Origin of the sequence: Wenzhouxiangella indolica (assembly GCF_042310355.1) — a bacterium.
GTDB lineage: Bacteria > Pseudomonadota > Gammaproteobacteria > Xanthomonadales > Wenzhouxiangellaceae > Wenzhouxiangella.
This window is the reverse complement of record NZ_JBHJMR010000003.1, coordinates 187,779-201,126: the sequence shown is the minus strand read 5'-3', so window position 1 is coordinate 201,126 and position 13,348 is coordinate 187,779. Positions and strand designations below refer to the sequence as shown.

The following is a 13,348-nucleotide window of genomic DNA, read 5'->3' as shown; positions in this document are numbered from 1 at the left end:
TCCTCCCCGCTTCCGATCAACCGTCGCAACTGCCCGGCACGATCTTTTCGACATCCAGGGTCTGGTCTTCGAAGCCGGGCAGCGCCGACTCGACCTGGATCGTGGCGTTGTTGCAGTCCTCGATCGTCACCTCGATGGCGCCGAAAAACTCGCTGTCGACGTCTCCGGGCCGGAAGCGCCCGCCGAAGTCCGCGCCCCCGGTGATGTTGACTTCGGGGAAGACCAGGGTGTCGCCGAAACGATCGCCGAGCCCGAGCAGCCAGGCCTGCTTGCCGCCCTGGTAGGTGTAGTAGGTCAGCACGAACTGCCCTTCTTCCCAGGCCAGCTGGAAGCCTTCACCGCTGCGCGCGGGGTCGTACCAGTTGCCGGTGATCGCGCGGTTGTTCGCCGACGGGCCGCCGTTCCCGCATTGCGTGGGCACGATGCGCTGCATCTCCACGACGAACGGTTCGAAGCCATCGACGACCGGCTCGATGTCGAGAACCGCTCGGTCGCAGTCGATGAACACCATTTCGATCGAGCCCCAGTCGGTGTATTCGACGTTGTCGGGGTCGAAGGCGCTGCCGTAGTCCGCGCCCTGCGTGATCGACATTTCGTCGAAGAGGATGCGCCCGTCGGACAACGAGCCGATGCCGATCAGCCAGACCTGTTCGCCGTCGATGTAGGTGTAGTAGGTCAGAACGAAAGTCTCGCCGTCGTTCTCCAGGGTTAGCTGGATGCCCTCACCCGAACGCGCGGGATTGAAGAAGTTGCCATAGGCCTCTTCGCGAAGCTGCGCATCCGTCGGCACCTCGTCGCCCGGACCGTCACCCGGCTCGGCTTCACCATTGGCAATCGGGCCGTCGGTGGAGAAGCGGTTCAGGGTGACATGGCCGCTGGCGCCGTTGATGCTCCCAATCGTGATGAGGATGTTGTCGACCCGATCCCATTCCAGCGGCGTCGGCGTCATTGAAATGAACTGGTCGAATGGAATGACGAGCTCCCCCGGGGTCGGTGACTCGACGAACGCAATCGCGTTGTTCGTGTCCGGCCCGGTGACCGACACCTGCATTACAGCGCCGCCACCGACCGACTCGACATCAATCTCGAATGCACTCGAGCCGGTCAGGTCGAACAGCGGACCGTCACTGCGATCATAGCCGCTTCCGCATCCACCACCGCTATCGGAGCCGCCCTCGGGCAGGTTGATCTGGCAGGTGAACTCGCCCCCGGCCACGCCCGCCGTCACGGTAGAGCCCGACGGCGCCTCGTCGTCCAGCGCCGGGACGAGGATCCGGAAACCACCCAGCACGCTGGCGGTCACCAGGATCCCGTCGTCCTCGGAAGTTTCTTCTCCCGGTCCGACCGTAAACGGCCCCTGGCCGACGGAGAAATCATCGATCAACTCGGCGCTGGCCGCCTGGACCGCGCACAGGAGCATGGCTGCGAGGATAGTTCGTGACATGGGAGCCTCTCGTTTGGTTTGTCGGATCAACCGGCGATGACTTCCTATACGAGAAACGTTCATAAACCTGGACAGGGGCGGGTCAACCAATCAACTCAGGCGACCGTCCCGGCCGCGTGTCCGGACGCCCAGGCCCACTGGAAATTGTGCCCGCCGAGATGGCCCGTCACGTCGACCACTTCACCGATGAAGTACAGCCCCGGATGATTCCGACACGCCATCGTCTTCGAGGACAACGCGCCGGTGTCGACGCCACCGAAGGTGACTTCCGCCGTGCGGTAGCCCTCGGTACCCGATGGCCACACGCGCCAGGGCTTGACGTGACGCTCCACCTGCTCGATATCGGCATTCGAGAGTTCCGCGATGGGCTTGTCGGCCAGCCACAGCTCGCACCAACGTTCAGAGACGCGGCGCGGCAGGAGCTCGGCGAGGGCATTCTTGAGGTTGAGCTTCGGTCGCGTACGACGCAGTTCGCGAAGATGTTCAGCCAGGTCGATCCCGGGCAGCAGGTCGATCGCAACCGGTTCGCCGGGATGCCAGTACGAAGAGGTCTGCAGCATGGCCGGTCCGCTCAGGCCGTGGTGGGTGAACAGGATGTTCTCTCGGAAGCCCGTGCCGCCGGCTTCGCTGTAGGTATCGATCGACACGCCGGCCAGGTCGTGAATCTGCTCGAGCTTGCGGCCTTCGAACACGAAGGGCACCAGGGCCGCGCGCGTCGGCTGTACTTCCAGTCCCAGTTCCCGCGCCAGGTCGAAGCCGAACCCGGTCGCCCCCATTCTGGGAATGGAATAGCCGCCGGTGGCAATCACCAGGGATTCGCATCGAATCCCACCACCCGGACCGGTCAGGAGATGCGGCGGGCCGAGTTGGTCGATGCTGACCGGCGAGTGGGTGCGCACTTGCGCGCCAACCGCTTCGCACTCGTCCAGCAGCAAGCGCACGATGTCCTTCGAGGAACGATCGCAGAACAACTGTCCGAGCTTCTTCTCGTGGTAGGGAATCTCGTGTTTCTCGACCAGGGCGATGAACTCCCAGGGCGTGTAGCGGCTGAGCGCGGATTTGCAGAAATGCGGGTTGGCCGAAAGAAAGTTCTCGGGCCCGGAGTACATGTTGGTGAAGTTGCAGCGCCCGCCGCCGGACATCAGGATCTTCTTGCCCACCTTGTTGGCATGATCGACCACGAGCACGCTGCGCCCGCGCCGACCGGCCGTGATGGCGCACATCAGGCCCGCAGCACCGGCGCCGATGACCACCACGTCTGAATATTCACTCGATGCGCGAGACGACGGCACCTCGGACAATCTACATCACGCCCGTAGCGAACAGCCGAACGGGCTTGAGATGGCCCGCGCCATCCATTTCGCCCACGCCCATGAAGGCAGCGGGACCGTAGATGCGCACCTGTCCCGAATGCGACGCGCGCAGGCCGGCAAGGCGCTGGCCCTGGGCCATCCGCGAGGCCTGTTGCTCGTCGAGCTCGACGGCGGGAAGGTGCTGCAGGGCGTGGTCGGGCGGCGCCAGCAGTGCGCGCGCCTGTTCGCGCGTCAATGATTCCAGCGCCTCGAGTTCCACCGAGTCGCGAATGTCGAAGGGTGCGCTGGCCGTCCGGCGCAGGCCGGAAAGATGCGCCCCGCAACCCAGCGCCTCGCCGATGTCGCGGGCCAGGGACCGGATGTAGGTTCCCTTCGAGCAGGTGACTTTCAGCCGCAAGGTTTGCTCGTCACGATCAATCAGTTCGAGCTCGTGTATTTCGACTGCGCGCGGCGGGCGCTCGACGACTTCGCCCTTGCGCGCAAGATCGTAGAGCCGCTGCCCCTTGTGCTTGAGCGCCGAGTGCATGGGCGGGACCTGCTCGATGGGGCCCCGAAAGCGTTCGAGGACTGCTTCGATCCGCGCGTCGTCGAGCGCCGGCACCGGCTTGCGTTCGAGCACCTCGCCCTCGGCATCTTCGCTGTCGGTCGTCACGCCCAGCCGGACTTCGGCCTCGTAGGCCTTGTCGGCATCGAGCAGGAAGCCGGCCACCTTGGTGGCCTGGCCGAAGCACAGCACCAGCAGGCCGGAGGCCATCGGATCGAGCGTGCCCGTATGCCCGGCCTTCTTGATCCCGATGGTGCGCTTGACCCTGCCCAGGGCCGCATTGGAGGTGATACCGCGGGGCTTGTCGAGAAGGAGGATGCCGTCGGTGCTCATCTATTCAAAGGCTTCGTAAATGGTGAATCGCAAATCGTGAATCGAGGGGAACCGTGCCCTAGCACCGTTCCCTGGAACAGCACGTTCGATTTACGATTCACGATTCACGATTTACCTCTTTTGGCCGCAGCCAAAAGTTTCTCGATGCGATCGCCGGTCTCGGATGAAGTATCGTGCAGAAACTTCAGGCCGGGCGTCAGGCGCAGGCGAATGCGCTTGCCCAGCTCGTGGCGAACCCGGCCGGCGTGCTCGTTGAGGAATTCGATGATCTCGGGCGCCTGCTCGATCTCGAGCACGGCCACGTAGACCTTCGCATGCGACAGGTCGCGCGCGACCTCGACGTCCGTGAGGCTGATCAGCCCGCGCGGAATGTCGTACTCGAACTCGCTATGCAGGATGTCTGCCAGCTCGCGCCGCAGGAGTCCGGCGACACGTTCTGAACGCGGCGTACTCACTAGTCTTCCAGGGTACGCTGCACTTCGAATCGCTCGAAGCACTCGATCTGGTCGCCCGGCTTGACGTCGTTGTACTGCTTGACGCCGATGCCGCACTCGGTACCGGCCTGAACTTCGCTGGCATCGTCCTTGAACCGCCGCAGCGATTCGAGTTCACCTTCGAAGATGACCACGTTGTCGCGCAGCACGCGGATCGGGTTGGCGCGCTTGACCACCCCCTCGACAACCAGGCAGCCGGCGATCGCGCCCAGCTTGGACGAGCGGAATACATCCTTGACCTCGGCCAGGCCGATGATCTCTTCCTTGGTCTCGGTACCCAGCAGGCCGGAGATGGCCTTCTTGACGTCGTCGATGGCGTTGTAGATGACGCTGTAGTAGTTCAGATCAAGGTCGGCTTCCTGGATGATCTTGCGGGCCGAGGCGTCGGCGCGCACGTTGAAGCCGATGATGATCGCACCGGAGGCCTGCGCCAGGCTGGCATCGGACTCGGTGATACCACCCACGCCCGAGGCAATGACGTTGACCTTGACCTCGTCATTGGACAGGCGGGTCAGGGAGTCCTTGAGCGCCTCGACCGAGCCCTGGACATCCGCCTTGATGACCAGGTTGACGTTCTGCTGTTCCTCGCTGCCCTCGCCCATCTGATCGAACAGGCTCTGCAGCTTGGCGGCCTGCTTCTCGGCGAGTCGACCTTCGCGCGCGGACTGTTTGCGCTGCTCGGCAGCCTCGCGCGCCTTCTTCTCATCGGCCACGGCCAGGACATCGTCCCCGGCATTGGGCACGCCCGACAAGCCCAGCACTTCGGCCGGGATCGAGGGCCCGGCTTCGTCGATCGCCTTGCCGGTTTCGTCGAACATGGCGCGAACACGGCCAAATTCTTCGCCCGCCAGGATGGTGTCGCCGCGACGCAGCGTGCCGTCCTGAACCAGGATGGTCGCGACCGGGCCGCGGCCCTTGTCGAGCGAAGACTCGACCACGACACCGCGGCAGCGCTTGTTCGGATTGGCCTTGAGTTCGAGCACTTCCGACTGCAGCAGGATGGACTCGAGCAGGCGGTCGATACCGTCGCCGGAGATCGCCGAGACGGGCACGAAGATCTCCTCCCCGCCCCAGTCTTCGGCAACGACTTCCTCGGCCGCCAGCTCCGACTTGACGCGGTCGGGGTCGGCCTCGGGCTTGTCCATCTTGTTGACGGCCACGATCAGCGGCACCCCGGCGGCGCGGGCATGCTGAATGGCTTCCTTCGTCTGGGGCATCACGCCGTCATCGGCGGCCACGACCAGGATGACGATATCGGTGGCCTGGGCACCGCGGGCACGCATGGAGGTAAACGCCGCGTGGCCGGGCGTATCCAGGAAGGTAACCACGCCGTTGTCGGTTTCGACATGGTAGGCGCCGATGTGCTGGGTAATACCGCCTTCCTCGCCGGACGCCACCTTGGCGCGGCGAATGTAGTCGAGCAGGGAGGTCTTGCCGTGGTCGACATGACCCATGACGGTTACCACCGGCGGACGTGAAACCATCTCGGATTCGTCGCCCGCTTGCTCTTCTTCGGCGACCAGCTCCTGCTCGATATCCTTGTCCTCGGCCGGCTTGGCCGTGTGACCCATCTCCTCGACCACGAGAATGGCGGTGTCCTGGTCCAGCGGCTGGTTGATGGTGACCATGGTGCCCATGTTCATCAGCACCTTGATCAGCTCGCCGGCCTTGACGGCCATCGACTTGGCCAGCTCGCCGACGGTAATCGTGTCGGGCACCTCGATCTCGCGCTTGACCGGCGCGGTCGGGCGCTGGAAACCGTGCTCGCCGCTGGCGCTGCTGGCCACGCGAGCGGCGCGGGCGCCGCCCTTGCGCTTGGGCTTGCGGCGCTTGGACTTCGGCGCAATGTGAAGCTCCTCGCGGCCGTAGCGCGTGCTGGCATCGGCCTTGCCCTTGGAAGCCTTGCGCTCGGCTTCTTTCTGCGCGGCCTGGCGGGCGACCTTTTCCTCGACCTTCTTGAGCGACTCGGCCTCGGCGCGCAGACGCGCCTCTTCCTTGAGCCGTTCGGCTTCCTCGGCTTCGGTCTTCTTGCGCGCTTCCTCTTCCTGGCGCGCCTGCTCCTCGGCTTCGCGCTGGCGCCGCTCGGCTTCTTCGCGCTCGGCCTGCTCGGCTTCCTCGCGCTGACGCTTGGCCTCTTCGAGGGCCTTGGCGGCTGCTTCGCGTTCGGGATCGGTTTGATCCTGTTCGGCGATCTCGCCGCGCTTGACGTAGGTGCGGCGCTTGCGCACTTCCACGTTCACCGTGCGCGAAGGCACGGCACCGCGCGAACGCGTCCGGCCGGCACCGCCGGTGGGCACCTTCAGTTCGCTGACGCTCTTGCGGGTCAGCGTGACCTTGCGCGGCTGCGTGCTGTCGTCGGTTTCACCCTTGCCGTGGCTCGAGCGGAGGTAGGTGAGCAGCTTGATCTTGTCCTCATTGGTCACCGCGGCATCGGGGTCGCTGACCTCGATACCGGCCTCGTTGAGCTGGATGATCAGGCGCTTGACGTCAACGCCCAATACGTCAGCGAGTTGTGTAACAGTGACCTGAGACATGTATATTCCTTGTACCTCGATTATTCCTCGGCAAACCAGTGCGCGCGCGCCGTCATGATCAACTCGGCGGCCAGCTCGGGAGCGAGATCCTCGATCTCCTCGAGTTCATCGACCGCGCACTCGGCGAGATCGTCGCGCGTACGGATGCCCTTCTCGGCCAGGCGATAGGCAATCGTATCGGTCATGCCTTCCAGATCAAGCAGATCCTGCTCCGGCTTGTGCTCCTCGAGCTGTTCCTCGGAAGCGATCATCTGCGTCAGCAGGGCATCGCGGGCGCGCTGGCGCAGTTCGGCGACAACGCCCTCGTCGAACTCCTCGACCTCGAGCAGCTCGCTCTCCGGCACGTAGGCGACTTCCTCGATGTTGGTGAAGCCTTCCTGCACCAGGATATTGGCGACTTCCTCGTCGACGTCGAGCTTGGTCTTGAACATCTCGAGGACGGTGCGGGCCTCCGTTTCGCTTTTCTGCTCGGCTTCCTCGATCGTCATGACGTTGAGGTTCCAGCCGGTCAGCTCGGAGGCCAGGCGCACGTTCTGTCCGCCGCGACCGATCGCCTGCGAGAGATTCTCCTCCTCGACGGCGATATCCATGCTGTTGGTGTCCTCGTCGACCACGATCGAGTGGACTTCGGCCGGCGCCATCGCGTTGATCACGAACTGGGCCGGGTTTTCGTCCCACAGGATGATGTCGATGCGCTCGCCGGCCAGCTCGTTCGAAACGGCCTGGACGCGCGAACCGCGCATGCCGACACAGGCGCCGATCGGATCCGTGCGCGAATCCAGCGCGTGGACGGCGATCTTGGCGCGCCGACCCGGGTCGCGGGCCGCGCCCTTGAGCTCGAGCAGGTCCTGGCCGATCTCGGGCACCTCGAGCTTGAACAGCTCGATGAGAAATTCGTTCATGGTGCGGCTGACAAACAGCTGCGGACCGCGAACCTCCGGGCGTACCTCGTAGAGGTAGCCGCGCACACGGTCGTTGATGCGCGCGGTCTCGCCGGGGATGGTGTGGCGCGACGGGATGAAGGCCTCGGCGTTTTCACCGAGGTCGAGCATGATGCCGCCCTTCTCCATGCGCTTGATCTGGCCGCTGATCAGTTCACCCACGCGCTCCTCGAAGGCTTCGACCACCTGGGCGCGCTCGGCCTGGCGCACGCGCTGGACGATGACCTGCTTGGCGGCCTGGGCGGCGATGCGACCGAACTCGGGCGGCTCCATCTGCTCTTCGATGAAATCGCCGACCTCCAGGTCCGCATCGTGCTCCTTCGCGTCGGTCAGCCGAATCTGCCTGTCCTCGGACTCAAGCTCGGCTTCTTCCTCGTCGTCGGAAATCACTTCCCAGCGGCGGAAGGCCTCGTAGTCGCCCGTGTCGCGGTCGATCGCCACGCGCACTTCGATATCCTCGGGGTGACGGCGTCGCGCAGCCGAAGCCAGCGCGGCCTCGATCGCCTCGAAGATCGTCTCGTGCGTCAGGCCCTTCTCGTTCGAGACGGCCTCGACCACCTGCAGGATTTCCTTGCCCTTGCTCATGATTGCCAAGTTCCGCAATAAGTCATAAGAATCCGTTCCTAATGTCGCTTCTCCGCCAGCAAGGCGTCCACGTCCGGCGCCAGATGGGCGCGCTGGATATCGGCGACGGTCAGCGTGAAATGCTCGCCATCAACATCCAGAACCACTTGTTCATCGTCGGCACCGACGATCAGGCCCTTGAACTTGCGGCGCCCGTCCATCGGCACGGCCAGCATCACCTTTGCCATCTCGCCGACAAACCGGGCGAAATGCGCGCCGGTAAACAGCGGCCGCTCGATTCCGGGGGAAGAGACTTCCAGCGTGTACTGGCCACTGACCGGGTCTTCGACGTCCAGCAGGGCCGACACTTCGCGGCTGACGCGCTCGCAGTCCTCGATTCCGATGCCGACTTCCGGCCGGTCGATGTAGAGCCGGATCAGCCGATTCTTGGGGTTGGACTGGTACTCGATGCCGACGAACTCGTAATCGAGATCTTCGACCAGCGGTGCCAGCAACGCTTGCAACTTGTCGCTTACTGCCACGACTGAGACTCCGGCCCTGTAACAAAAAAAGCCCCTTTGACCAGGGGCTTTTTTCATCTCCAAAAACCTGGTAGCGGGGGCAGGATTCGAACCTGCGACCTTCGGGTTATGAGCCCGACGAGCTGCCAGACTGCTCCACCCCGCAATCGAATTCGCAATTATAGGATCGACTCCGATTTTATGCAAGCCCGATCCCGAAAAATCGCTTTCCGGCCGGAGATCAGCCGTCCCGATCCCGCCTCTGGCGCGACCGGGGACGAGAGACTATCACGAAGACCACCCACGATGTAAAGACTCCCGGTTGTGGCAACGGCGAGTGGAATCACCCACCCTCGAATCGACACGGCCCTCGAGTACCCGGAGAATCCTACACAGTCGGGAACCGGGCTTGAATTATCGGCCAACCGAGGCGAACATTCGGCGGTGCTCGTACAGCGCGGCGTGGGGACGGCCGCGCGAGCCGAAGCCGCGCGACGCGCGATGTGCGCGCGCTCATGAAACAAGGGGTCCACCAGCACGACCGGAGCCCGAAACAATGATCCGAACGCTCGTCAGCATCTCACTTTTCTCAATCGCCTTTTCGGCGATGCTCGGCACGCCGCTCATTACATCTTCCGCGGCCGGCGAAATGCCCGGGGACTGGCGCCTTCCTGGGGACTACCGCGCCGAGGCGAGGATGCCGATGCACCTGGTCCACCCGCGCAACGCCGAATCAGCCGAATGGGCCATCGGCAAGAACGCCCACCCCGGCGTGCGCTGGGAGATTCCCGTCGTCGTCCAGGGCGGCGCCTGGCCGTTTCGCTACGAGATCATCGACAACGGCGGCGCCGAAGGCCTGGCCATCGGTGGCGAACTCGAGCGCGTGCGTGACGACGGTTTCATTCTTCACCGCGTGACCGACGACTACGGCCGCGTGTGGTGGAACGATCCGCAGGCCGGGCAGTACGAGATCCTGCTGCGGGTGACCGACCAGGCGCTGAACACCATCGACGTGCCGATTTCGTTGACGGTGGGCACCGATGGCTGGGTATTCGTCGACGCCGACACCGGCGACGACGCCAACGACGGCTCGGTCGACGCGCCGTTCCGGACGGTCCAGCGCATTCACGACGGCGGCGCGCAGTTCGAAGACCATCGCGTCTACCTGGCCGGGACGGTCGGCATGGACGGCAACCGAACCAACGGCAACCTGCGCATCGCCGCGGGCAGTGGCGACGACACACCCGCACCCGCGGTGTGGGTGGGCTGGCCCGGTCGCGGGGGCGTGCTCGAAGCCTACGAGGGCAACCTGGTGATCGACCACGAGGACTTCTACCTGGGCAACCTCGAGCATCGCCACCGTGCCGACTTCTTCCAGGACGAGGGCGAGCCCATCCACATGATGACCGCCTGGAGCGGCACCGACCGCCTGACCCTGCACGATGTCCACTTCAGCCGATTCCAGGGCAACGCCAGCAACGTCGGCCTGGGCAACTCCTCGATCATCATGTTCACCGATCCCGACTTCTTCCGGGACAACGTCGCGGTCGTCAACAACCGCATGAGCGGCGACAACGGGATATTCACCAGCGCCTACCGGCTACGCCATGCGGTGTTCGAGAACAACCGCGCCGCAGGCGCCCATTTCAACACCGGCGACAGCGCCACCTGGGCACTGTTCTGGATGAAACGCTACAACGAGAACATCACGCTTCGGGCCAACCACTTCGGCGCCGACAACCAGTGGGGCGGCCAGGGCAACCTCGCCGGCGCGCTCGGCCTGAGTGCCTCGCGCAGCATCGAGTTCGCCTTCAACACCCTGCATAGCCCCTACGACCCCGAAAGCAGCCGCGGCGGCGCGCTCAAGATGTTCACCAACGGCTCCTTGTCGTACTTCACCTGGACCGAGGAGACGCCCGTCTGGCTGTACCGCAATTCACTGCGACAGGGCGTCGACTACGAGGGCGGCAACCTCGCCAACATGCCCGGGGGCAACATCTTCACCCAGCGCAACGTATCCTCGCCCGCGCCCTGGCCGCAGCACGTTTACCTGTCCAACAGTGACAACCTGGACGGGGACGACTACTTCGACGCCGGGATGAACCTGAAACCGCCCCACCGCGAACCCTACCTGGGCCGTTACGGGGCGGAAATCGCCGAGCCCGACATCGGGCAGGTCTTCCGGGATCGATTCGAGTCGGGCTGGTAGCCGTGATGGGCTTACCACCGAGCCGAAGCACCGCGCCATCCGTGTAGAATCCGGGGTCGGAAATCAAGACAGCGCAAGGATCCGATGAAGCGATTTTTCTGTGCAGCCGCCGTGCTGCTGGCCGGCAGTGCATCGGCCCAGACGCCCGACCTCGATCAGATCATGGCCGACCCGCAGTGGATTGGCCCGCCAGTCGAGGAAGCCTGGTGGCAGCTCGACGGCGAGGCCGTCTACTACCGCGTCGAGCGCGACGATAGCGAGCTCCAGGACATTCACCGCATCGACCTGGACAGCGGCGAGGACAGCGTGGTCGAGTATGCCGCCCAGGCCGACATCGACGGCGCCGACCCGGTCGTCCACCATCAGACGGGGCGCGTCGTGTTCGTGCGCGACGGCAACCTGTTTGCCCGACTACCCGAGCGCGACGAACTGGTGCAGCTCACGCGCAGTACGGAGTCCGACGCACAGCCGGCCTTCGGCCCCGAAGGCGAACGCGTTGTCTTCCGCCGCGGCAGCCAGTGGTGGGTCCATGACCTGGCCGATCGCCTGAGCTGGCCGGTGACCGACCTGCGCTTCGAGGACAAACCCGCCGCCGAACCCGAAGACGATCTGGCCCGGATGCAGCTACGCTTGTTCGAGAGCCTGCGCGACCAGCGCGAGGACCAGCTCGAGGCCCACAGCGAAGCCGAGAAGGCGGCTGCCGAGGATCCCAGCCGATCGGTCGCGCCCTGGTACCTGGGCAAGGGCATGGAGCCGGGCGCTTCAAGCCTCTCACCCGACGGCCGCTGGCTGCTGCTGGCCGTCCAGCCGGCCGGCCACGCCGAGGGTCAGGACGGCCGGATGCCGCAGTACGTGACCCAGTCGGGCTACATTGACGTCAAGGATGTGCGCACGCGCGTCGGCCGCAATGCGCCGGCGCCGAGCAAGCTGTGGCTGCTGGACCTCGAGAAACGCGAAAAGCATGAGCTCGGCTTCGAGGGCCTGCCGGGCATCGACACCGATCCCCTGGCCGAGCTCAAGCAGGAACAGGATATCGAGCCGCTGGGCGAGGACGAACTGCGCGAAGTCAGCGTCAACGGCCTCGAATGGCACCCGGACGGCGAGCTGGCCGCGGTGCAGCTTCGCGCCATCGACAACAAGGATCGCTGGCTGGCCGTGGTCGACACGGCCGCCGAAGAGCCGGCCCTGGACAACCGCCACCGCCTGACCGACGAAGCCTGGATCAACTGGTACTTCAACGATTTCGGCTGGCTGCCGGAATCCGAAAGGCTGTGGCTGCTGTCGGAGGAATCGGGCTACAGCCACTTCTACACCGTCGGCGCGCGCTCGGGTGAGCGGGAGCAACACACCCGCGGTGATTTCGAAGTCTTCGAACCATCGGTCCGGCAGGACGGCGAATCGGTGCTGATGCTTACCAACCGCTCGCACCCGAGCGAGTATGACCTATTCCGCCTGACGCTCGCCGACGGCGAACTCGAGCGCATCACCCAACACCGGGGCGTCGAGTCATTCACCGCCCGCCCGGGCGACGACGAGCGCGTGCTGGTCCGTTTCTCCGAGTCCTACCTGCCGCCGCAGGTCGGGCTCGTGGATCTCGACTCCGGCGAACTCGAACCGCTGACCGACACCCGCTCCGATCAATTCAGGGCCGTCGAGTGGCAACAGCCCGAGATCGTCGGCGTGCCCTCGAGCCACGTCGACCGCCCGGTCTGGTCCAAGTTCTACCCGGCCCGCGCCGAGCCGCCTCACGGCGGCGAGAAACACCCGGTGGTGCTGTTCGTCCACGGCGCCGGCTACCTGCAGAACACCTGGCTGCGCTATCCCAACTACTTCCGTGAGCAGATGTTCCACAACCTGCTGACAGAGCGCGGCTATCACGTGCTCGACATGGACTTTCGCGCCAGCGCCGGCTACGGCCGCGACTGGCGCACCGCCATCTACCGGCAGATGGGCACGCCCGAACTGGAGGACCTGGTCGATGGCGTCGACTGGCTGGTGGAAAACCACGATGCCGACCCCGGGCGCGTCGGCGTCTACGGCGGCTCCTACGGCGGCTTCATGGCCTTCATGGCGATGTTCAACGCGCCCGAAGTGTTCGACGCCGGCGCGGCGCTGCGGCCGGTCACCGACTGGGCCCACTACAACCACTTCTACACCTCGAACATCCTCAACACGCCCGAGGTGGACCCGGAAGCCTACAAGCGCAGCTCACCGATCGAGTTTGCCGAGGGCCTGGAAGGCCACCTGCTGATCGCCCACGGCATGCTCGACGACAACGTCTTCTACCAGGACTCGGTGCGGCTGGCACAACGGCTGATCGAGCTGGAAAAGAATCACTGGGAAATGGCGTCCTATCCGATGGAGGGGCACGGATTCACCCGTCCGGATAGCTGGCGCGACGAATACTGGCGTATCCTGAATTTATTCGAACGTACGATCGGGAGGAAGTAA

9 protein-coding genes and 1 tRNA gene are annotated in these 13,348 nt (G+C 64.6%); 2 read left to right on the top strand and 8 right to left on the bottom strand.

The window, feature by feature from the left end:
• Window positions 1-16: 16 nt before the first annotated feature.
• From ACDC67_RS05955 to ACDC67_RS05920, 8 genes are all read right to left on the bottom strand, one after another.
• Complete coding sequence (locus ACDC67_RS05955; protein ID WP_376691437.1) at window positions 17-1,444, bottom strand: hypothetical protein; 1,428 nt, start codon at window positions 1,442-1,444, stop codon at window positions 17-19.
• Between the two features lie 95 nt (window positions 1,445-1,539).
• Entirely contained in the window at window positions 1,540-2,736 is a 1,197-nt protein-coding gene (locus ACDC67_RS05950) for a BaiN/RdsA family NAD(P)/FAD-dependent oxidoreductase (RefSeq protein ID WP_376691640.1), read from the bottom strand.
• 10 nt (window positions 2,737-2,746) lie between these two features.
• Window positions 2,747-3,634, bottom strand: a complete 888-nt coding sequence (gene truB, locus ACDC67_RS05945; RefSeq protein WP_376691435.1) for a tRNA pseudouridine(55) synthase TruB — start codon at window positions 3,632-3,634, stop codon at window positions 2,747-2,749.
• Between the two features lie 104 nt (window positions 3,635-3,738).
• A complete protein-coding gene (rbfA, locus tag ACDC67_RS05940; protein WP_376691433.1) occupies window positions 3,739-4,089 on the bottom strand; it encodes a 30S ribosome-binding factor RbfA in 351 nt (116 codons plus the stop codon).
• Complete coding sequence (gene infB / locus ACDC67_RS05935; RefSeq protein WP_376691431.1) at window positions 4,089-6,662, bottom strand: translation initiation factor IF-2; 2,574 nt, start codon at window positions 6,660-6,662, stop codon at window positions 4,089-4,091. The genes rbfA and infB overlap by 1 nt, the downstream gene beginning before the upstream one ends.
• 20 nt (window positions 6,663-6,682) lie before the next feature.
• Window positions 6,683-8,188 (bottom strand): transcription termination factor NusA, encoded by a 1,506-nt coding sequence (gene nusA / locus ACDC67_RS05930; protein WP_376691429.1) that lies wholly within the window; start codon window positions 8,186-8,188, stop codon window positions 6,683-6,685.
• Between the two features lie 38 nt (window positions 8,189-8,226).
• Window positions 8,227-8,709 (bottom strand): ribosome maturation factor RimP, encoded by a 483-nt coding sequence (rimP, locus tag ACDC67_RS05925; RefSeq protein ID WP_376691428.1) that lies wholly within the window; start codon window positions 8,707-8,709, stop codon window positions 8,227-8,229.
• A gap of 68 nt (window positions 8,710-8,777) precedes the next feature.
• Window positions 8,778-8,854, bottom strand: a tRNA-Met gene (locus ACDC67_RS05920).
• Window positions 8,855-9,244: 390 nt separating this feature from the next.
• Between ACDC67_RS05920 and ACDC67_RS05915 the strand changes: the two genes are divergently transcribed.
• Both ACDC67_RS05915 and ACDC67_RS05910 read left to right on the top strand, forming a co-directional pair.
• Complete coding sequence (locus ACDC67_RS05915; protein WP_376691426.1) at window positions 9,245-10,897, top strand: hypothetical protein; 1,653 nt, start codon at window positions 9,245-9,247, stop codon at window positions 10,895-10,897.
• 84 nt (window positions 10,898-10,981) lie between these two features.
• The gene (locus tag ACDC67_RS05910) at window positions 10,982-13,348 is read left to right on the top strand and encodes a S9 family peptidase (RefSeq protein WP_376691425.1); all 2,367 of its coding nucleotides are present in this window, start codon (window positions 10,982-10,984) and stop codon (window positions 13,346-13,348) included.

Coding starts and splice junctions, on each gene's coding strand:
- ACDC67_RS05955 (WP_376691437.1), bottom strand. CDS start 1,444: ATGTCACGAACTATCCTCGCAGCCATGCTCCTGTGCGCGGTCCAGGCG.
- truB (WP_376691435.1), bottom strand. CDS start 3,634: ATGAGCACCGACGGCATCCTCCTTCTCGACAAGCCCCGCGGTATCACC.
- infB (WP_376691431.1), bottom strand. CDS start 6,662: ATGTCTCAGGTCACTGTTACACAACTCGCTGACGTATTGGGCGTTGAC.
- nusA (WP_376691429.1), bottom strand. CDS start 8,188: ATGAGCAAGGGCAAGGAAATCCTGCAGGTGGTCGAGGCCGTCTCGAAC.
- ACDC67_RS05915 (WP_376691426.1), top strand. CDS start 9,245: ATGATCCGAACGCTCGTCAGCATCTCACTTTTCTCAATCGCCTTTTCG.
- ACDC67_RS05910 (WP_376691425.1), top strand. CDS start 10,982: ATGAAGCGATTTTTCTGTGCAGCCGCCGTGCTGCTGGCCGGCAGTGCA.